This is a genomic window from Kitasatospora sp. NPDC056138, assembly GCF_042264695.1.
GTDB lineage: Bacteria > Actinomycetota > Actinomycetes > Streptomycetales > Streptomycetaceae > Kitasatospora.
The window spans coordinates 73,535-95,681 of the sequence record NZ_JBHJVK010000029.1; the positions used below are offsets into that span (position 1 = coordinate 73,535).

Below are 22,147 nucleotides of genomic sequence, written 5' to 3' on the forward strand. Positions count from 1 at the left end.
TGGTCAACTGACGGGCCGTAGGGCCGATTCCGGTGCGATCGTAGTAGTGGCGAAGTTGTCGACGGTGCACCTGAGCCGGCGCAGCAGACGGTCCCGGCCGACCACGCTGATCCGCTCGACGCCCTGGGCCACCAGGGTGTCGACGATCCCGGGCCAGCGCATCGGCCGGACGTACCCGCCGAGGATCCACTCGCGGGCCTGCCCGGCGGTACGGACCAGTGAGCCGTCCTGGTCGGAGACGATCGGGATCCGGGGGTCGCTCAACTCGTAGCCGGGCAGGATCTCCTGCTCGATCCGGTCGCGCAGCGGGCCGAAGAGGCTCGCGTGGGCGGGCGGGCGCATGGTGTAGAGGGAGTAGCCGCCGACCGCGCCGATCCGCTCCTTGAATCCGGCCAGCGCCCGTTCGTGCAGCGAGACCATGTACAGGTCGTGGTCCAGGTACGAGGAGATCTCGAACCACTCGTCGGCGTCGGTGAGTTCGGCGAGCAGCTGGTCGAGGGTCTCGCGCGGGACCTTCACGAAGGAGTGGGTGACGATGTCGCTGTGCCGTCCGGCGAAGTAGTCGCGCTCGCAGCGGGCGGTCTCGGCGACCAGCCGGACGGCCGCGTCGAAGGGGAGCACGCCCGCGTGGGCGGCGGCGGCCATCTTGCCGAAGCTGACGCCCGCACAGTAACCGGCGGGCTCGGGAGAGGACTTGCCGCTCCACTCGACCAGCGCGAGGGAGGTCACGAAGGAGGCCACCTGGGCGACCTCGTCGTAGTCGTCCTCGGCCCCGCGCAGGGCGTCGAAGACGCTGTAGCCGAGCACCTCGTCGGCGACGGCGAAGCGGGCCCTGGCCTCCGCGTTCACGATCATGAATCTGCCGAAGTCGGCGAACCGTGAAGGGCCCATGGCGGGGAAGACGGTCGCGCTGCTCCGCGGCTCACCGGTCGTCATCTCAGCCCGTTCTCTCGGTGGTCGGCGTCGCCTTCGAGCCTAGCCATCCACGCGCCGCCCGCTACCCCTGTCCGCGCCCCTACGCCCCCTAAGCGGCGGGCCGGGCGGGCCGCACCGTGGGGATCGGGTGCGAAGGCGCGGGGTCGGCCGGGCAGTTCGCCGCCCTGCCGGCACGTGGGGCGTGCGAGCGGCCGGACAGGCCACCAGGACCATGCCACTGGCCAGCGCAAATGCGCTGCGCTAGGGGGAAGTTAGGGGTTGTCCGGGCCGGTGCCGCACCATAGCTTCGGCCCGGAAACGGCCACGTTGAACGGTTCCACCGCTACCGAGGGACTACTCGCGATGAGGATTGCTTGCTGGCAGGCCGCGTGCGGCTCTCCCGACGTCCCGCAGTTGCTGGCGCGGCTGCGGGACGTCGCCGGGCGGGCGGCGGCGGCGGGAGCGGAGCTGCTCGTCGCCCCCGAGATGACCCTGGGCGGCTATCCGCTGCGCCCGGGGACGCTGGCCGAGGTGTCCGAGCCCGTCGACGGGCCGCACTGCGCGGCGGTCTCGGAGATCGCCCGTGAGCAGGGCATCGCCATCGTGCACGGCTGGCCCGAGGACACCGGTTCCGCGGTCTTCAACGCGGCCCGGCTGGTCTCGGCCGAGGGTTCCACCCTGGCCGCGTACCGCAAGGCGCATCTCTTCGGCGAGGTGGACAGCTCCCGTTTCGCCCCCGGCGACCACGGCGTGGTGCAGGCGCGGCTCGGCTCCCTGACGGTCGGTCTGCTCGTCTGCTACGACGTCGAGTTCCCGGAAGCGGTGCGCGCGCACGCGCTGGCCGGCACCGAACTACTGGTGGTGCCGACCGCGTTGATGCGGCCCTGGGAGTTCGTCGCACAGACGATCGTCCCCGCCCGCGCGTTCGAGAGCCAGCTCTACGTCGCCTACACCAACTGGATCGGCGAGCGGCTCAGCCTGGACTTCTGCGGTCTGACCACGGTGGCCGCCCCGAACGGCACCCGGCTGACGCTGGCGGAGCCGGTCGAGGGCCTGCTGCTGGCGGAGGTCGACCCGGCCGTGGTGGCCAGGGCGCGCGCCGACACCCCCTATCTCCTCGACCGGCGCCCCGAGCTCTACGAGGGCCTGCCCGCCCGTCTGGGCTGAGGCTCTCGCGGACCGGGCCCCGAAAGGTGTCCCAGATGTCCCTCAGTGCCCAGGAGCGCCCGGCGATGCGTGCCGCAACCGCTCCGCTGACCATGTTCGGCCCCGACTTCCCCTTCCCGTACGACGACTGGCTGCGCCATCCGGCCGGGCTCGGCGCGGTGCCCCCGGAGCGCCACGGCACCGAGGTGGCGGTGGTCGGCGGCGGGATCGCGGGCCTGGTCGCGGCGTACGAGCTGATGCGGCTGGGTCTGCGTCCGGTGCTGTACGAGGCCGGGGAGCTGGGCGGCCGGATGCGCGCGGTGCCGTTCGAGGCCGACCCCGGCTACGTGGCCGAGATGGGGGCGATGCGCTTCCCGGTCTCGGCCACCTCGCTCTTCCACTACCTGGACCTGCTCGGGCTGCAGACCCGCCCGTTCCCCAACCCGCTCTCCCCGCACACGTCGAGCACCCTGGTGCACCTGGGCGGCGAGCGGCACCTGGCCAGGACCGTCGAGGACCTGCCGACGGTGTACCAGGAGGTGTCCGCCGCCTGGGAGAAGACCCTGCGGGAGGAGGCCGAGCTGGCGGTGATGGAGGACGCGGTCCGCCGCCGGGACGTCCCGCTGCTGAAAGCGGTGTGGAACCGGATGGTGCGCACCCTGGACGACCAGTCCTTCCACGGCTTCCTCGCCAACTCGCCGTTCTTCCGGTCCTTCCGGCACCGGGAGGTCTTCGGTCAGGTCGGCTTCGGCACGGGCGGCTGGGACACCGACTTCCCCAACTCCGTGCTGGAGGTGCTGCGGGTGGTGTTCACCGGCGCCGACCAGGAGCAGGTGAGCATCGTCGGCGGCACCGGCCGGCTGGTCGAGGGGCTGTGGACGCTGCCCGCCGGGCCCGCGGCGCACTGGCCCGCCGACACCTCGCTCGCCGCCCTGCACGACGGCCGGCCGCAGCCCGCCGTGACGGCGCTGCGGCGGGTGGCCGACGGGGTGGCGGTCCAGGACGCGCACGGCGCGCTCCGGACGTACCCGGCCGTGGTGTTCACGCCGCACGTGTGGACGCTGCTGAACCGGATCGACTGCGACCCGGCGCTGCTCTCCGTGCCGCAGTGGACGGCGGTCGAACGGACCCACTACATGGGTGCCTCCAAGCTGTTCGTCCTCACCGACCGCCCGTTCTGGCTGGACCGCGACCCGCGCACCGGCGAGGACCTGATGAGCATGACCCTCACGGACCGGATGCCGCGCGGGGTCTACCTCTTCGACGACGGGCCCGAGCGGCCCGGGGTGATCTGCCTCTCCTACACCTGGAACGACGACTCGCTGAAGGTCGCCACCCTGAGCGACGAGGAGCGGCTGGAGCGGCTGCTCGCGGAGCTGCACAGGATCTACCCCGAAGTCGATCTCCGAAAGCACATCTGCGGGCCGCCGGTCTCGGTAACATGGGAGACGGAGCCTCTGTTCATGGGTGCTTTCAAAGCGAACCTTCCCGGTCAGTACCGTTACCAGCGGCGGCTCTTCACGCAGTTCGTGCAGGACGGCTCTCCGGTGGAGCAGCGCGGCCTGTTCCTGGCCGGTGACGACGTGTCATGGACGGCGGGGTTCGCCGAGGGGGCGGTCACGACGGCGCTCAACGCGGTCTGGGGTGTGGTCGACAGCCTGGGCGGTGCGAGCCATCCGTCCAATCCCGGTCCCGGGGACGTCTTCGAGGAGATCGCCCCGCTCCTCCTGCCGGAGGAGTGAGCGCTCCCTGCGGGGGTAGGGGTGTGTGATCGGGCGGGGCAACCGGGGGAAGTGTTTCGATGGTGGGCGGGGAAGGGCCGGGCTGGGCACAGTCGGGCGGGGCACCTATGGGCTGGGCATGACACAGTTGATCAACGCGTCGGAGCACACGTGGGTCGAACTCCTCACGGGTCTGGACGAGGCGGAGTTCGAGGACCTGCTGGAGACGCTGCGCATGCGCGCCCGGGCCGACGGACCTCGCGCCGGACGGCGCTGGACGCTCTCCCTGGAGGACCGGGTCCTGCTGGTCTCGGCCTACTGGCGGACCCAGCTGACCATGCGTGAGGTCGCCACCCTGTTCGGCATCTCGAAGTCGGCCGCCGACCGGATCGTCGGCCACCTCGGCCCCCACCTCGAACTCTCCCCGCTGCGCCGTCGGCGCTGCCGGCTCTCGCTCAGGTGCGAGGCGGGGAGCGGCGACAGCGGCGCAGCAGACGACAGGTGCGACGACGGCTGCGACGAGGACGACTCCCCGATGGTCCCGGCCCAACGCCGCTGACCGCGCCCCACGGCCGGTCCGCCACAGCGATTTCGCTGTGGCGGACCGGCCGTTCGCGTATGCGCGGCGATAATTACGGGACAGTCGGATTCCGTCTATGAGATTGCCGAATCCCGCAGGTTTGACGGAGCGATGAACGAATTCTTACCGATCGGTCATCGCCGCGCCCCGCAGGTTAACTTCAAGTGCTGCATTCCGCACCGCTCGAGCACGGGAAAATTGTCCGTTTTGAGGTGGATTGCCGGGCCAAATCCGGCCCCCAGGACCCCCTACCGGCACCCCTACTGCACCTAGGCCCTTCAATTATTGATCGGATCCTGACGGCGCTCATCGTTCCTCGGGCCACGATGGTGTTATGTTCAGACCAGTTGTCCCGCAACTCGATCGTCGGCCCTCCACCGAGGACGGCCACGCCGACTGAGTGCACGGGCGTGAATTCGCCCGGACAAGTACATGGTTGAACTTCGGATAATCCTGACCGTCCATCCGCGTTCGACCGCCATGGCGGCTGCCGGCTCATCGGGGGGAACTGACGTGCCATCAACTCTTCGTTCCAGACGGCGAACTGCTCCTACTGCTTGACGCCCGGGGCTGGCCGCCCGCGATCGGCCGACCCGGCGGCAGAGCGGCATCCTCTCACCTCAGAACAGACCCCGGCCCACGGCGCACGTCCTCCCTCATCGGACACCCCTGGGCGGGATTCGGGACCTGAAGCAAGGAGTCCACTACATGACGGCCCGATCCGGCCTCATCGAACGCATCGAGGAATTGCGGCTCCTGACCCGGCTCACCGCCGACCCACTCCAGGGCACCGGCTCGATCGGCCTGGTCGTCGGTCCGGTGGCCAGCGGGAAATCCGGGCTGCTGAACGCCCTGTGCGAGGAGGCGAACCGCTCCGGCGTCACCACGCTGCGGGCCGTCGGGGCACAGGCCGAGTGCCGTACACCGCTGAGCATCGTCGGACAGCTGCTCCGACAGGCCACGCTCACCGCCGAGCGCCGGGAGCAGGTGCGGCACCTGCTCCTCATCTGCGAGAGAACCGCGGCCGAGCACACCGCACCCGCCGGTCCGGAGCCGGAACCGTGGCAGCTCCCCACCGACCTGGTCCAGGAGCTGTGCGCGGTGCTCTTCGAGCTCTCCACCGCCCGCCCGCTGCTGATCTGCGTGGACGACGTCCACCACGCCGACCCGCTGTCGCTCCAGTGGCTGCTCTTCCTGATCCGCCGGCTCGGCACCGCACGCATCGCCGTGGTCCTCACCGAACGCACCTCCGCGCAGCACCCCAACCCCGCCTTCCACGCCGAGCTGCTGCGCCAGCCGAACTGCCTGCGCATCCTGCTCGGCCCGCTCAGCCGCCAGGGCGTGCTGCAGCTCCTGGAGTCCCGGCTCGACGTCGAGCGCGCCGCCCAACTGTCCTCCCACTTCGACGCCCTGACGGGCGGGAACCCGCTGCTGATACACGCACTCCTGGAAGACCTGCGGACCTGCACCCGGCTGCCGTCCGAACAGCGCCCGTCCATGCTGGGCGCCGGGTACGCGTTCTCCCAGGCCGTCGTCAGCTGCCTGCACCGCAGCGAACCCTCCGCCCTCGCCGTGGCCCGCGGCATCGCCGTCTTCGGTGACAGCTGCTCCACCCACCTGCTCGGGCAGCTGCTCGACCTCTCCCCCGCCTCGGTGGAGTGCGTCATCCGCGGCCTGGAGTCGGCCGGTCTGCTGGAGCAGGGCCGGTTCCGGCACCCCGCCGTCCGCACCGCCGTCCTGCACGACGCCGAGGCGGCCGGCCTCAGCCGGCTCCAGCACCGCGCCGCCCACCTCCTCTACGCCCAGGGCGCGCCCGAACGGGCCATCGCCGAGCGGCTGCTGTCGTCCAACGAACCGGGCGAGGGCTGGAGCACCAGGGTCCTGTGCGACGTCGCCCGCCAGGCGCTCTACGACGGGGACGCCGACCTGGCCAGGCGCTGCGTCGAGCACGCCCACCGGATCTGCACCGACCACCGGCAGCGCGGCGAGGTGCTCACCCTGCTGGCCGGCGTCGAGTGGCAGCTCCAGGCCGGCAACGCCACCAGGCACCTGCCCCAGCTCACCGCCGCGCTGCGGGCCGGCGACCTCGGCGACCGGCACTCCGTCGTGGTCGTCAAGTACCTGCTGCGGCACGGGCGGATCACCGAGGCGGCAGCCGTGCTCGACCACCTGCTGGCCCAGGGACGCCCGGCCGAGGGCCGGACCACCGCCGAACTGCAGACCGTCAAACTGCTGCTCTCCAGCTCCTACCCCGGTGCGCTGGCCGAACTGCCGCCGTTCGGGCCGTGCAGCGTCAACGAGGACCGCGCCCCCGCCGCGGTCCGCGCCGACCCGCAGCTGCAGGCCGCCGCCGTCCTCGACGAGGTGCTGAGCGGCTGCGCCGGCGAGAACACCTTCCTCGGCGCGGAGCAGGTCCTGCGCAGCATCCGGCTGAGCTACCGCTCCTGGGAGCAGGCCGAGTTCGCCCTGCTCGCGCTCGTCTACGGCGACCAGCTGGACCGCGCGGCCGTCTGCTGCGACCAGCTGCTGGGCAGGATCGGCCGCGCCGCCGAGGGCTGGCGGCCGCCGCTGCTGGCGCTGCGCAGCCTGATCGCGTTCCGGCAGGGCCGGCTCGCCGAGGCGGAACGTTTCGCCAAGATCGCCCTCGACCAGATGCCGTGGCAGGGGTGGGGAGTGACGATCGGTCTGCCGACCGCCGTCCTGCTGATGGCCCAGACCGCGATGGGCAAGTACGAGGACGCGGCGGAACTGCTGAGCCGCCCGGTGCCGCAGGCCATCTACAAGACCCGCTACGGCCTGCACTACCTGCACGCCCGGGGCGAGTACCGGCTGGCCACCAACAACCCGCACGCAGCCCTCGACGACTTCCTGATCTGCGGCGAGATGATGCAGGAGTGGGGCATCGACCTGCCGGCCGTGGTGCCGTGGCGGGCCGCCGCCGCCCGGGTCCACCTGAGCACGGACAACCACCAGCAGGCCAAGGTCCTGATCGACGAGCAGTCCAAGCGGCTCCGGCCCGGCCCCTCCCGTTCCCGTGGCATCACCCTCCGACTGGGTGCCGCCGTCGCCGAGCTCCGCTACCGTCCCTCCCTGCTGCGCCAGGCCGTGGACGAGCTCCAGCGCTGCGACTCACCGGTCGAGCTGGCCCTGGCCCTCGCCGACCTGGGCTACGCCTACCAGAACCTGGGCGACCACAAGCGCTCCCGGGTCATGATGAACCGGGCCTGGCAGCTGGCCAAGGAGCACTCCGCCGAGCCCATCCTGCGCGGACTGTCCAGCATGTTCTGCGACGTCCGCGAGGAGAGCCCGCAGACGGCGGCCGCGCCCCTCGCCGGCGACCTGAGCGACGCCGAACGGCGGGTCGCCTCGCTGGCGGCACTCGGCCACACCAACCGGGAGATCGCCCGGGAGCTGTTCATCACCGTCAGCACGGTGGAACAGCACCTGACCCGGGTCTACCGCAAGCTCAAGGTCACCCGGCGCAGCGACCTGCCCGGCGAGCTCTGCCTGGTCTCGACCGGCAACAGCTCCTCCTGCGCCTGACGATCCGCTTCGGTCCGGATCCCCGCTCGCCGCTCACCGTTTCCCGCCTGCCGCTTTCCCACCGTCCGACCGCCGCTGGTGTCCGACCGGCGGGACGGACCCCCGGGGCGCGGGGAACCGGACGACGGGCCCTGCACCTTCGCAGGGGCCTGTCGCCCGGTTCCCCGCGCCCTCCGGTCGTCGTCCACCCGCCCCGGGCGGTCAGCCGGCGGTGACCCCGAGGCGGTCGGTGATCTCGGCGAGCACGGCCTTCTGCTCCGTCGCGAGGTAGAAGTGGCCGCCGGGGAAGACCCGCAGCGAGAACTCGCCGGTGGTCTCCTCCGACCAGGCCTTGGCCTCCTCGACGGTGGACTTGGGGTCGTCGTCACCGATCAGCGCCACGATCGGGCTGCTCAGCGGCCCGCCCTCCGGACGCCGGTAGGTCTCGATGGCCCGGTAGTCGTTGCGGATCGCGGGCAGGATCATCCGCAGGATCTCCTCGTCACCGAGCAGCGCCGTGTTGGTGCCGCTGAGCCCCTTGAGCTCGGACACCAGGCCGTCGTCGTTGCGCAGGTGGACGGTCTCCTCCCGGTGCGTGCCCGGTCCGCGCCGCCCCGAGGCGAAGAGGACGGCGGGCGGACGCCCGTCCGCCTCCAGCCGCCGGGCCAGCTCGAAGCCGAGGATCGCACCCATGCTGTGGCCGAATATGCCCAGCGGCCGGTCGTCCAGCGTGCGGATCATCCGGTGGACCTGGTCCGCCAGTTCGGCGACCGTGCCGATGCTCGGCTCGTTCCGGCGGTCCTGACGTCCCGGGTACTGGACGGCGAGAACCTCGATCCGGGGCGACAGGGCCGCCGAGACCGGGAAGTAGAAGCTCGCCGAGCCGCCGGCGTGCGGCAGGCAGAGCAGGCGCACCTTGCTGTCGGGGGCCTGGTGGAAGCGGCGTATCCAGCGGTCGTACTCGGTGCTGGTGGGCGTGGTCATCGATCCCTCGTCTCTCTCGTCATCTGACAGCCTGTCAAGTGTGTTCCGGTGAAGGTCCACCGGGGCTGCCCCGGCCCGCCGGGGGTCGGGCCGGGACAGCGGTTCGGGAGTCGCTGTGGTGCGTCCAGCACACCTCAGCATGTTCAGCACACCTCGCGCAGCCAATTCTCGATCAGCTCGGCAGTGGCGGCGGCGTGTTCCTCCATCACGGTGAAGTGGTCGCCGCTTGCGTCCAGGACGGTGTGCTCCAGCGGCCAGGAGGCCAGTACGGCGGTCTCCGGCCCGGCCGCGCCGTCCCGCCCGGAGGCGGCCAGCACGTCCACGGCCCGGACCAGCAGCGTGGGCGCGGCGAGTTCGGCGGGCCGGCGGTCGGCGAAGAGCCGCAGGTAGCCGCCCATGGCGATGAGCCGGGTGTCGTCCATCCGGACGTACGTCCCCTCGCGTGCCAGCATCGCCCCGGTGAGGGCCGGCAGCAGGTCCTCCCCCCGGCCACCCCGGTGGCCTCCGCCGGGGTGGCCGTCCTGGTGGCCGTGACCGTCGCTCTCGAAGGAGTACGTGTCCACCAGGACCACCGCAGCCGGGTCCGAGCCCAGCTCCTCCAGCCGGACCGCCACGGCCTGGGCGAGCAGACCGCCCGTGGAGTGGCCGAGCAGGACGAAGGGGGCTCCCCCGGCCGTGCGCAGCACGCTCTGTGCGAGGGCTTCGAGGATCGCCTCCGCCGTGGCGGGCAGCGGCTCGTCGTCCCCGAAGCCCGGCAGCGGCAGCGCGCTGACCCGTCGGCCGCGGAAGGCGGCGGCGATCCGGGCGTACTGGTGCGGACCGGAGATCGCCAGCAGCGAGGGCAGGCAGACCAGGACGGGCTGCTCGGTCCCCTCGGCCAGCCGGACCGGCCGCGGTGCCAGCGCGGCCGCCTCCGCCACCCCGAAGGACGGCCGGAAGCGGGAGGCCGTGAACAGCAGTTCCATGAACTCCCGGCTCCGGCCGGTCTCTGCGGCGCTCCGCAGCAACGTGCCGATGGTGCCAAACGGCCGGGCGTCCTCGGCCGGGCCCGCCTCAGTGCCTGACGTGGCGGTGTCGGCCAGCAGCTCCCGCAGCCGGACGGCCAGCAGCCTCGGGGTGGGCTGGTCGAACAGCAGGGTGGCGGGCAGGCGCAGTCCGGTGGCCAGGGCCAGCCGGTCGCGCAGCTCGACCGAGGTGAGCGAGTCGAAGCCCAGTTCCAGGAAGCCGCGTTCGACGTCGACCGCCTCCGGGCCCGGGTGGCCGAGTGCGGCGGCGGCGTTGGTGCGGACCAGGCCGAGCAGGACGCTCTCCTGCTCGGGCGCGGTCAGCCCGGCGAGCTTCCCGGTCAGCGCGTCGGCCGACTCCTGGACCGCCGTCGCCGACCTGCGGGCCGGGACGCGCAGCAGCCCGCGCAGCAGCGCCGGCACCTCTCCGGTCGCGGCGGCGTGGGCGCGGAGCCCGGCGAGGTTCAGCCTGGCCGGGACCAGCAGCGCCCGGTCCAGCGCATCGGCGGCATCGAACAGCGCCAGGCCCTCCGCCACGGAGAGCGGCGCGACCCCGCCGCGGGCGAGCCGCTGCCGGTCGGCCTCGGCGAGCCGGCCGCCCATGCCGCCGTCCTGCTCCCATAGTCCCCAGGCCAGCGAGACGGCGGGAAGCCCGTGGGCCTGCCGGTGCGCGGCCAGCGCGTCCAGGAAGGCATTGGCCGCGGCGTAGTTGGCCTGCCCCGGTCCGCCGAACACACCGGCCACCGAGGAGAACAGCACGAAGGCGGCGAGCTGCTGGTGCTTCGTCAGCTCGTGGAGGTTCCAGGCCGCGTCCGCCTTGGGTCGCAGGACCCGGTCGACCCGCTCCTCGGTGAGCGAGGCGACGGCCCCGTCGTCGAGCAGGCCGGCGGCGTGCACCACCGCGGTGAGCGGGTGACCGGCCGGAACCGAATCGAGCAGCGCGGCCACGGCCTCCCGGTCCGCCACGTCGCAGGCGGCCAGGCGCACCTCAGCGCCCAGCTCGGCCAGTTCCCGCTCCAACTCCGCTGCGCCGTCGGCCGCTCCGCCCCGGCGGGAGACCAGCAGCAGGTGGCGCACGCCGCGCTCGGCGACCAGGTGGCGGGCCAGCAGTCGGCCCAGCGAACCCGTGGCACCGGTGACCAGCACCGTGCCGGAGGGATCCCAGTCGGCGCCGGCGGCCCCGGCCGGATCGACGTCCGGCTGCGGGGCCACCCGGGTCAGCCGAGGCGCGTGCGCCCGCCCGCTCCGGATCGCCAGTTGCGGCTCCGAGCCGGACGCCACCGCAGGCAGTGAGCGGTAGGAGTCTTCGTCCCCGTCCAGGTCGAGCAGGACGATCCGCTCCGGGTTCTCGGTCTGGGCCGAACGGACCAGGCCCCACACGGCGGCGGCCCCCAGGTCGGACACGTCCTCCCCCGCCCGGGTCGACACCGCACCCCGGGTCGCGAGATACAGCCGCGAGCCGGCGGTGGCGTCCTCCGCGAGCCAGGACTGGACCAACTCCAGTGCCCAGCGGGCCGCCTGGTGAGCGGCCTTCGCCGCGTCCCGGCCCGCGTCGGCGGCGGGCGGACAGAACGCGAGCACCTGCGCCGGCAGCGGCGCACCTGCGGCGACGGCCACGGCCAGCGCGTCCAGGTCGGGGTAGCCGACAGGACCGGCTTCCGCCCACCCGGCCGCCTCGGGCGGCACGGCACCGAGGACCGCCCAGTCGTGCGCGGCCCGCGACACCTCCGCCGGAGCGGGCAGCGTCACCCACTCCAGCCCGAACAGCGCGTCACCCGTCCCGCCGCCACTCGCACCGAGCTGCTCCGGCGAGAGCGGGCGCAGCGTGAGCGAGCGGACCGTCGCCACCGGACAACCGGCCGGGTCGGCCAGGTCCATCGCCAGCGTGTCCTCTCCCACCGCACGGATCCGCACCCGCAGCTCGGCCGCACCCGTGGCATGTAGGGTGACCCCGCTCCAGGCGAACGGCAGGCGCGCGCCGGCGGCGTCCGCCAGGAGTCCGCCGAGGCCCAGGGTGTGCAGGGCGGAGTCGAGGAGCGCCGGATGCAGTCCGAAGGCTGCGGCCTGCGCCGCGACCTCCTCGGGCAGGGCGACCTCGGCGAACAGTTCGCCGTCGCGCCGCCAGGCGGACCGCAGCCCCCGGAAGGCGGGACCGTAGCCGAAGCCGAGCGCGGCGAAGCCCTCGTACAGCCCGTCGACCTGGACCGGCTCGGCGCCCTGTGGCGGCCACTCGGTCAGATCGAGGCCCGGACCGCTCGGGGCCTGGGCGAGCACGCCGGTGGCGTGCCTGGTCCAGGGGAGATCGAGCGGAGCGTCCTCGGACCGCGAGTGCAGGGTGAAGGGGCACCGACCCGACTCGTCCGGCGCGCCCACGGCCACCTGCAGCTGGACCCCGCCGCGCTCGGGCAGGACGAGCGGTGCCTCCAGGGCCAGCTCCTCCACCAGTCCGCAGCCGACCTGGTCGCCGGCCCGGACCGCGAGCTCCACGAACGCCGTTCCCGGCAGCAGGACCGCGCCCAGCACGGCATGGTCGGCGAGCCACGGGTGGGTATCGAGGCCGAGACGGCCGGTGAAGAGCTGGCCCTCGGCATCCGCCAGCGCGAGACTGGCACCGAGCAGCGGATGGTCGGCCGACCCCAGACCGACTGCGGCGATGTCACCGTAGAAACCCGTGTAGGGCTTGGGCCAGTAGCGCTCGCGCTGGAAGGCGTACGTCGGCAGGTCGACGCGCTGCGCGCCGGTACCCGCGAAGACTGCCTGCCAGTCGAGCTTGGCACCCCGAACGTGCAGTCGTGCCAGTGCGGTGGTGAAGCTGGGTGCCTCGGAACGGTCACGACGCAGCACCGGTGCGAACACCGCTTCCTCCGTCACACACTCCTGGCCCATCGCCGAGAGCGTGCCGTCCGGGCCCAGCTCCAGGAACGTGCGGACGCCCTCACCCTCCAGTGCCCGCATCGCATCGTGGAAGCGGACGGCCTCGCGGACGTGCCGCACCCAGTACTCGGGGGTGACCAGCTCCTCGGTGACCTTGCCGGTGAGCGTCGAGACGATCGGGATCCGAGGCTCGTTGAAGGTCAGCCCCTCGGCCACCGCCAGGAACTCCGCCAGCATCGGCTCCATCAACGGCGAGTGGAACGCGTGGCTGACCGTCAGCCGCTTGGTCTTCCGACCATCAGCAGCGAGCTTCTCCGCAACCTCCAGCACCGCCCGCTCATCGCCGGAAATGACCACCGAAGACGGCCCGTTGACCGCCGCAATGCCCACCTCGGCGGTCAGCAGCGGCAGCACCTCCGCCTCGGACGCCTGCACCGCCACCATCGCACCACCGGCGGGAAGCGCCTGCATCAACCGGCCACGAGCCGCCACCAGTACGGCGGCATCCGCCAGCGAGAGCACACCCGCCACGTGCGCCGCAGCCAGCTCACCGATCGAATGGCCCGCCAGGAAGTCCGGCCGCACACCCCACGACTCCACCAGGCGGAACAGCGCCACCTCGACCGCGAACAGCGCGGGCTGGGTGTACTCGGTCCGGTCCAGCAGACCGCCCTCACCCGCGAACACCACCTCCCGCAGCGGACGCTCCAGGTGCCCGTCCAACTCGGCACACACCGCATCGAAAGCCTCGGCGAACACCGGGAACGCCTCGTACAGCTCGGCGCCCATCCCGACCCGCTGGCTCCCCTGCCCCGTGAACAGGAACGCTGTCCGGCGCCCGGGACCGGCCACACCCAGCAGCAGGTTCGCCGCCGACTCCCCGGCCGCCAGCGCCGCCAGGCCCCGGCGCAGTTCGGCCCGGTCGGTGCCCACCACGGCGGCCCGGTGCTCCAGCGTTGCGCGTGTGGTGACCAGCGACCACCCGAGGTCGGCCGCGCCGAGCTCCGGGTCGGCGTCCAGCCGGGCCAGCAGTCGCTCGGCCTGGCCGCGCAGCGCCTGCACCGAACGGCCCGACAGCACCCACGGCAGCGCCACCGGGGCTGCGGATCCGGTCGGTTCGACGGCGGCGGTCGGGTCCTCCTCGACCGGCGCCTGCTCGATGATCACGTGGGCGTTGGTTCCGCTGATGCCGAACGAGGAGACGCCCGCGCGGCGCGGCTCGCCGGTCTCCGGCCAGGCCCGAGCCTCGGTCAGCAGCTCGACCGCACCCGCCGACCAGTCCACGTCCGGGGACGGCTCGGTGACGTGCAGAGTCTGCGGCAGCACACCGTGCCGCATCGCCTGCACCATCTTGATCACCCCGCCGACACCGGCCGCAGCCTGGGTATGGGCGATGTTGGACTTCAGCGAACCCAGCAGCAGCGGCCGGTCCGCAGGGCGGTCCTGGCCGTAGGTGGCCAGCAGTGCCTGCGCCTCGATCGGATCGCCCAGCGTCGTACCGGTGCCGTGCGCCTCCACCGCGTCGACCTGACCCGCCGTCAGCCCGGCTGCGGCCAGGGCCTGCCGGATCACCCGCTGCTGGGACGGACCGTTGGGCGCGGTGAGGCCATTGCTCGCGCCGTCCTGGTTCACGGCGGAACCCCGCACGATCGCCAGCACCGGGTGGCCGTTGCGGCGGGCGTCCGACAGCCGCTCCACCAGGAGCATGCCGACGCCCTCGCCCCAGCCGGCGCCGTCGGCGTCCGCCGAGAACGCCTTGCAGCGGCCGTCGGCCGACAGACCGCGCTGGCGGCTGAACTCCACGAACGACGCCGGGGTGGCCATCACCACCACACCGCCGGCCAGGGCCTGGGTGCACTCGCCGTTGCGCAGCGCCTGCGCCGCCAGGTGCAGGGCGACCAGGGAGGACGAGCAGGCGGTGTCGATGCTGACGGCCGGACCCTCCAGGCCGAGGGTGTAGGCCACCCGGCCCGAGGCGATACTGCCGGAACTCCCGGTGCCGACGTAGCCCTCGAACGCCTCCACCGACTGCTGGAGCAGCATGCCGTAGTCGTTGTACATCACGCCGACGAAGACGCCGGTCCGACTGCCGCGCGCCGAGTTCGGGTCGATGCCGGCCCGCTCGAACGCCTCCCACGAGGTCTCCAGCAGCAGCCGCTGCTGCGGATCCATCGACATCGCCTCACGCGGCGAGATCCCGAAGAATCCCGGGTCGAACTCGCTCGCGTTGTGCAGGAACCCGCCCTCCGCCGTGTAGGAGGTGCCGGGGTGGTCCGGGTCCGGGTGGTAGAGGTTCTCGACGTCCCAGCCACGGTCGGTGGGGAACGGCGAGATGCCGTCCGTACCGGAGGCGATCATGCGCCACAGGTCCTCGGGGGAGGACACCCCGCCCGGGAACCGGCAGGCCATACCGACGATCGCGATCGGCTCGTGCTCGCCGTCCTCGACCTCCTTGAGCCGGCGACGGGTCTCGTGCAGGTCCGCCGTCACTCGCTTGAGGAAGTACCGAAGCTTTTCCTCGGCCGCCATCTCAGCCGGCATGTCAGGTCACCTCTCGGGAAGTTGCAGAAGAATCGGGTGATCGGGCGATCAGCCAAGTCGGACCGGGTTCAGGAGATGCCGAATTCCTTGCCGATGAAGTCGAAGAGGTCGTCGTCGGTGGCCTCTTCGAGTTCTTCGGCGACAGCGGCGTTCTCGGCCGGGGCCTGCTGGTCGTTCCACCTCGCGAGCAGGGACTGCAGGCGGTTGGCGACCCGGAGGTGCCCCTCGTCGTCGGGTGCGGTGTCCGCCAGGGCGGCCTCCAGCCGGTCCAGTTCGGCCAGCAGCGGAACCACCGCGTCGGCCGGGTCGGGCACGGTCTCCGCGTGCAGGAGGGCTGCCAGGGCCGCCGGGGACGGGTAGTCGAACACCAGGGTCGCCGGCAGTCGCAGGCCGGTGGCCGCGTTGAGACGGTTGCGCAGCTCCACGGCGGTGAGGGAGTCGAACCCGAGGTCCTTGAACGCCCGGTCGGCCTCCACCGCGTTCGGGCCCGCATAGCCCAGGACGGCCGCCACCTCCGAGCACACCACCTCCAGCAGGACGGCCTCCCGGTCGGCCTCCGCCACCCCCAGGAGCCGCTGCGCGAGCGAGGGACCGGTCGCACCGGTGCCGGCGGCGGTCGACCTCCGCGCGGAGACCCGGACCAGGCCGCGCAGCACCGGCGGCAGCATGCCCGCCTCGGCCTGTCCGCGCAGAGCGGCCAGGTCGAGCCGGATCGGTACCAGCACGGGTTCGTCGGCGCTCAGCGAGACGTCGAACAGCCTCAGGCCGTCCTCGGCGGTCAGCGCGGCGACACCGCCGCGCGCCATCCTCCGCACGTCCGCCGTCTCCAACTCGGCAGCCATACCGCCCTCTTCGGCCCACAGGCCCCAGGCGAGGGAGGTGGCCGGGAGTCCGGCGGCACGACGCCGTGTGGCGAGGGCGTCCAGGAAACCGTTCGCGGCGGCGTAGTTGGCCTGGCCCGCGTTGCCGAAGACACCGGCGGCGGAGGAGAACAGCACGAACGCGGAGAGGTCGTGATCCTTCGTCAGCTCGTGCAGGTGCCAGGCGGCGTCGACCTTCGGCCGCAGGACGGCGTCGATCCGCTCGGGGGTGAGGGAGGAGATCACACCGTCGTCCAGCACACCGGCGGTGTGCACGACCGCCGTCAGACGGTGCCCGGACAGCAGAGCGGCGAGCGCCTCACGGTCCGCTACATCACAGGCCGCGAACACCGGCTCGGCACCCAACTCCCGCAGACTGTCCGCGAGTTCCGCCGCGCCCTCCGCCTGCTCCCCGCGACGCGAGACCAGCAGCAGCCGGCGCGCACCGTACTCCGTCACCAGGTGCCGGGCGAACAGCGCACCCAGCGTGCCCGTCGCACCGGTGAGCAGTACCGTCCCTTCGGGGTCCAGCACCGGCCGCTCGGCCCCGGCTGCCTCGACCGCCTGGACCCGCCCGAGGCGAAGCGCCAGGGCCTTGCCCGAGCGCAGGGCGAGTTGGGGCTCGCCGCTCTCGACGGCGTTCGGCAGAGCACGCAGCGAGGCAGCATCGTCGTCGAGGTCGAGCAGGACCAGGCGGCCCGGGTTCTCCGACTGCGCCGAGCGCAGCAGGCCCAGGACGGCAGCCGCAGGAAGGTCGGCCACCTCCTCGTCGGACGTGACGGCGGTCGCGTTCCGTGTAACCACCACCAGCCGCGTGGCGGCGAGCAGGTCCTCGGCCAGCCACTCCTGCACCAGCGCCAGCGCACCGTGCACGGCGCTGTGCGTGGCAGCGGCAACGTCCTGGTCAGGCCCGGACGAGACCGGCACCAGGATCGTCTCCGGCGCGGTCTCACCGGCGGCGGCAGCCGCCAGCAGCGCACCCAGGTCCTCGAACCGCTCGGCCTGCTCGAACCCGGCAAGCTCCGCCCCCAGCACCACCGCACCATCGAGCGAAGCGACGGACGGCAGCGCGACGCCCGTCCACTCCGGACGGAACAGCGACTCGTGCGCACCGCCCGCACCCGCCAACTGGTCGGCCGCGAACGGCCGCAGCACCAGCGACTCCACCGACGCGACCGGCACACCCGCACCGTCGGCCACGAGCAGCGACACCGCATCCGCACCAGCCCGCGACAACCGCACCCGCAACTCCGAGGCACCCGCCGCGAACAGCGACACCCCCGACCACGCGAACGGCAGCCGACCCTGACCGGTGTCCTCCAGCAGTCCGCCCAAGCCGACAGCGTGCAGCGTCGCGTCCAGCAGGGCCGGGTGCAGACCGAACAGGCCCGCCTCCGCCCGGTCGGCCTCCGGCAGCGCCACCTCGGCGAACACCTCATCACCCAGCCGCCACGCCGCGTGAAGCCCCTGGAACACCGGACCGTAACCGAACCCGGCCGCCGCGAACCGGTCGTACAGCTCATCGACCGGCACGGCCTCCGCACCCACCGGCGGCCACTCCACCAGATCGAACGACTCCGCAGCACCACCCTCGGCCAGCAGACCCGTCGCATGACGCGTCCACGGCTCCTCGGCCGAAGCTTCCTCGGCCCTGGAGTAGAGGCCGACGGTACGTCGACCCGACTCGTCCGGCGTGCCCACCGAGACCTGGACCTGCAGGGCGCCCTTGGCCGGCAGGACCAGCGGCGCCTCCAGGGTCAGCTCCTCGATACGACCGCAGCCGACCTGGTCGCCCGCTCGAACCGCCAGTTCCACAAAGGCGGTTCCCGGCAGCAGCACGACCTCACCCACGGCGTGGTCGGCCAGCCACGGGTGCGAGTCCAGTGACAGCCGTCCCGTGAAGAGATGGCCGTCCGCGTCCGCGAGAGCCACGGAGGCGCCCAGCAGCGGATGGTCGGCCGACCCCAGGCCGGCGGACGCGACATCGCCCACCAGGCCGGAGCGGACTCGCGGCCAGTAGGTCTCCTGCTGGAAGGCGTAGGTCGGCAGGTCGACGCGCTGCGCGCCGGTACCCGCGAACACTGCCTGCCAGTCGAGCCTGGTGCCCCGGACGTGCAACTGCGCCAGGGCGGTCGTGAAGCTCTGTGCCTCGGCGCGGTCACGGCGCAGGACCGGTGCGAACACCGCCTCCTCCGTCACGCACTCCTGGCCCATCGCCGAGAGCGTGCCGTCCGGACCCAATTCCAGGAACGTGCGGACGCCTTCACCCTCCAGCACCCGCACCGCGTCGTGGAAGCGGACCGCCTCGCGGACATGGCGGACCCAGTACTCGGGGGTGACCAGCTCGTCGGCGACCTTGCCGGTGAGGGTGGAGACGATCGGGATCCTCGGCTCCTGGAAGGTCAGACCCTCCGCGACCGTGCGGAACTCCGCCAGCATCGGCTCCATCAACGGCGAGTGGAACGCGTGGCTGACCATGAGCCGCTTGGTCTTCCGGCCATCAGCGGCCAGCTTCTCCGCAACCTCGAGAACCGCCTGCTCGTCGCCGGAAATGACCACCGACGACGGCCCGTTGACCGCCGCGACACCCACCTCGGCCGTCAGCAGCGGCAGGACCTCCGCCTCGGACGCCTGCACCGCCACCATGGCTCCGCCAGCGGGCAGCGCCTGCATCAGACGGCCGCGAGCGGCCACCAGCGCAGCAGCGTCAGCGAGCGAGAGAACCCCGGCGACGTGCGCAGCAGCCAGCTCACCGATCGAGTGACCCGCCAGGAAGTCCGGCCGCAGACCCCAGGATTCGGCGAGGCGGAACAGCGCCACCTCGACCGCGAACAGCGCGGGCTGGGTGTACTCGGTGCGGTCGAGCAGGCCGCCCTCACCCGCGAACACCGCCTCCCGCAGCGGACGCTCCAGGTGCCCGTCCAGCTCCGCACACACCGCGTCGAAAGCCCCGGCGAACACCGGGAACGCCCCGTACAGCTCGGCGCCCATCCCGACCCGCTGACTCCCCTGCCCCGTGAACAGGAACGCAGTCCGGCCGGCCGAACCCGCGACACCGGTCACCGACTGAGCCGAAGCCTCACCCCGCGCCAGCACCTCCAGCCCGGCGCGCAGCTCCGCACGTCCAGCGCCGACCAACACCGCACGGTGCTCGAACGAACCACGCGTACTCACCAGCGAGAGACCGAGGTCCAGCACACCAGCGCCGGGCTCGGCATCCACCCGGGCGAGCAGTCGACCGGCCTGGCCGCGCAGCGCCTCCGCCGTCCGGCCCGACAGCACCCAGGGCACCACCGGCGCCACCGCAGCGGGCCCGATCGGCTCCTCGGCATCGGCGACGACAGCAGCAGGCGCCTGCTCCAGGATGATGTGCGCGTTGGTACCGCTGAAGCCGAACGACGACACACCGGCCCGGCGCGGCTCGCCGGTCTCCGGCCACTCGGTCGTCTCCGCCAGGAGCGAGACCGCGCCGGCCGTCCAGTCCACGTGCGAAGACGGCTCACCGACGTGCAGGGACTGCGGCAGCACACCGTGCTGCATCGCCAGCACCATCTTGATCACACCCGCCGCACCGGCCGCCGCCTGGGTGTGCCCCAGATTGGACTTCACCGAGCCCAGCCACAGCGGCCGCTCTTCGGAGTGCTCCTGGCCGTAGGTGGCCAGCAGGGCCTGGGCCTCGATCGGGTCACCCAGCCGGGTGCCCGTACCGTGCGCCTCCACCGCGTCCACCTGTCCGGCCGACAGGCCCGCGCTGGCCAGGGCCTGCCGGATCACCCGCTGCTGGGAGGGGCCGTTGGGTGCGGTCAGGCCGTTGGACGCACCGTCCTGGTTAACGGCGGAACCGCGCACGATGCCGAGTACCGGATGCCCGTTGCGCTGCGCGTCCGAGAGCCGCTCGACCAGGATCATGCCGACGCCCTCGCCCCAGCCGGTGCCGTCCGCGTCGTCCGAGAACGCCTTGCAGCGCCCGTCCTCCGCCAGGCCGCGCTGCCGGCTGAACTCCACGAAGGTGCTCGGCGTCAGCATCACGGTGACACCGCCGGCCAGCGCCAGCGTCGACTCGCCCTGTCGCAGCGACTGGCAGGCCAGGTGCAGGGCCACCAGCGAGGACGAGCAGGCCGTGTCGATGGTCACCGCCGGACCCTCCAGACCCAGCGTGTACGACACCCGGCCCGAGGCGATGCTCCCCGAGGTGCCGGTGCCGACGTGGCCCTCGGCGCCCTCGGCCGACTGCTGGAGCAGCATGCCGTAGTCGTTGTACATCACGCCCACGAACACACCGGTCCGGCTGCCGCGCAGGGTGGCAGGGTCGATACCGGCCCGCTCGAACGCTTCCCAGGACGTTTCGAGGAGCAGCCGCTGCTGCGGGTCCATCGACATCGCCTCGCGCGGCGAGATCCCGAAGAACCCGGGGTCGAACACACCGGCGTCGTGCAGGAATCCGCCCTCCCGGGCGTACGAGGTGCCCTGGTGGTCGGGGTCCGGGTGATAGAGGTTCTCGACGTCCCAGCCACGGTTCTCGGGGAAGAAGGAGACCGCGTCCCGTCCGCCCGCGACCAGGCCCCACAGGTCCTCGGGCGAGGACACCCCGCCCGGGAAACGGCAGGCCATACCCACGATCGCGATCGGGTCGTCGTCCGTGACGGCGGTCACCGGGCTGGGGATGCCGGTGACCGGCAGGGCGCCCAGGAGCTCGGTGCGGAGCAGCTCGGCGAGGGCGGTCGGGGTCGGGTAGTCGAACACCAGGGTGGCCGACAGGCGGAGACCGGTCACCGCGTTGAGACGGTTGCGCAGGTCGACGGCGGTCAGCGAGTCGAAGCCCAGTTCCTTGAACGCGCGATCGGCGTTGACCGAGGCCGCACTCGGATAGCCCAGGACGGCCGCCACTTCGGCGCACACGAGGTCGAGCAGGGCGGCCTCTCGCTCCGCCTCGGACAGGGACACCAGTCGCTGCGTCAGTGCCGAGCCGCCCGCACCGCCGCTGCCCGTTCCGCCGCCGGCTTCGGCCGCGCGTCGCATCGGCACCCGTACCAGGCCCCGCAGCAGCGGCGGCAGCATGCCCCTGCTCGCCTGGGCGCGCAGGCCGGCGAGTTCGAGCTGGATGGGCACCAGCACGGGATCGGCGGAACCGACGGCGGCGTCGAACAGCAGCAGGCCGTCCTCGGCGGTCAGCGCGGCGACACCGCCGCGCGCCATCCGCTGGACGTCGATCTCGTCCAACTCGGCTGCCATGCCGCCGTCCTCGGCCCACAGGCCCCAGGCGAGGGAGGTCGCCGGGAGGCCGGCGGCACGACGCCGGGTGGCGAGGGCGTCCAGGAAGCTGTTCGCCGCCGCGTAGTTGCCCTGGCCGGCAGCACCGAACAGACCGGCAGCAGAGGAGAACAGCACGAACGCCGAAAGGTCGTGATCCTTCGTCAGCTCGTGCAGGTTCCACGCCGCATCCACCTTCGGACGCAGCACGGCGTCCAGCCGCTCCGGGGTGAGCGAGGAGACCACACCGTCGTCCAGCACACCGGCCGTGTGCACGACCGCCGTCAGACGGTGCCCGGCCAGCAGAGCGGCAAGCGCCTCACGGTCCGCGACGTCACAGGCCGCGAACACCGGCTCCGCACCCAACTCACGCAGACTGTCCGCGAGTTTCGCTGCACCCTCCGCCTGCTCCCCACGACGCGAGACCAGCAGAAGCCGGCGCGCACCGTACTCCGTCACCAGATGCCGCGCGAACAGCGCACCCAGCGTGCCCGTCGCACCCGTGACCAGCACCGTACCCTCAGGGTCCAGCACCGGCCGCTCGACCTCGACAGCCGAAGGCACCCGCCCGAGGCGGAGCGCCAGCGCCTCTCCCGCCCGGACCGCCAACTGCGGCTCACCACTCTCGACGGCGTTCGGCAGAGCACGCAGGGAGGCCGGGTCCTCGTCCAGGTCCAGCAGGACGATCCGCCCCGGATTCTCCGACTGCGCCGAACGCAGCAGACCCCAGACCGCAGCCGACGCCAGGTC

At 72.5% G+C, this 22,147-nt stretch carries 7 protein-coding genes and 1 pseudogene; 4 read left to right on the forward strand and 4 right to left on the reverse strand.

Going from position 1 to position 22,147, the window contains the following annotated elements:
• Nucleotides 1-3: 3 nt before the first annotated feature.
• On the reverse strand, nt 4-936 hold the full coding sequence (locus ACFC1R_RS19240) for an ACP S-malonyltransferase (RefSeq protein WP_375940038.1): 933 nt from the start codon (nt 934-936) through the stop codon (nt 4-6).
• A gap of 342 nt (nt 937-1,278) precedes the next feature.
• Here ACFC1R_RS19240 and ACFC1R_RS19245 point away from each other — a divergent pair, with 342 nt between their 5' ends.
• The 4 genes from ACFC1R_RS19245 (at nt 1,279) to ACFC1R_RS19260 (ending at nt 7,905) form a co-directional block, all read left to right on the forward strand.
• Nucleotides 1,279-2,082 (forward strand): carbon-nitrogen hydrolase family protein, encoded by an 804-nt coding sequence (locus ACFC1R_RS19245; protein ID WP_375940040.1) that lies wholly within the window; start codon nt 1,279-1,281, stop codon nt 2,080-2,082.
• Nucleotides 2,083-2,117: 35 nt separating this feature from the next.
• Nucleotides 2,118-3,803: a flavin monoamine oxidase family protein gene (locus tag ACFC1R_RS19250; protein ID WP_375940042.1), complete on the forward strand. Its 1,686-nt coding sequence runs from the start codon at nt 2,118-2,120 to the stop codon at nt 3,801-3,803.
• Nucleotides 3,804-3,921: 118 nt separating this feature from the next.
• Nucleotides 3,922-4,341: a transposase family protein gene (locus tag ACFC1R_RS19255; protein WP_375940044.1), complete on the forward strand. Its 420-nt coding sequence runs from the start codon at nt 3,922-3,924 to the stop codon at nt 4,339-4,341.
• A gap of 729 nt (nt 4,342-5,070) precedes the next feature.
• Complete coding sequence (locus ACFC1R_RS19260; RefSeq protein ID WP_375940046.1) at nt 5,071-7,905, forward strand: helix-turn-helix transcriptional regulator; 2,835 nt, start codon at nt 5,071-5,073, stop codon at nt 7,903-7,905.
• Nucleotides 7,906-8,106: 201 nt separating this feature from the next.
• On the opposite strand, the gene ACFC1R_RS19265 is transcribed toward ACFC1R_RS19260, so the two are convergent.
• From ACFC1R_RS19265 to ACFC1R_RS19275, 3 genes and pseudogenes are all read right to left on the reverse strand, one after another.
• Nucleotides 8,107-8,868, reverse strand: coding sequence for a thioesterase II family protein (locus ACFC1R_RS19265; RefSeq protein WP_375940048.1), 762 nt, complete (start codon nt 8,866-8,868; stop codon nt 8,107-8,109).
• Nucleotides 8,869-9,011: 143 nt separating this feature from the next.
• Nucleotides 9,012-15,275 (reverse strand): annotated as a pseudogene (locus ACFC1R_RS19270) (type I polyketide synthase); the annotation flags it as partial.
• A gap of 80 nt (nt 15,276-15,355) precedes the next feature.
• Nucleotides 15,356-22,147: SDR family NAD(P)-dependent oxidoreductase (locus ACFC1R_RS19275; protein WP_375940050.1), on the reverse strand; the 6,792-nt coding region annotated here is incomplete at its 5' end.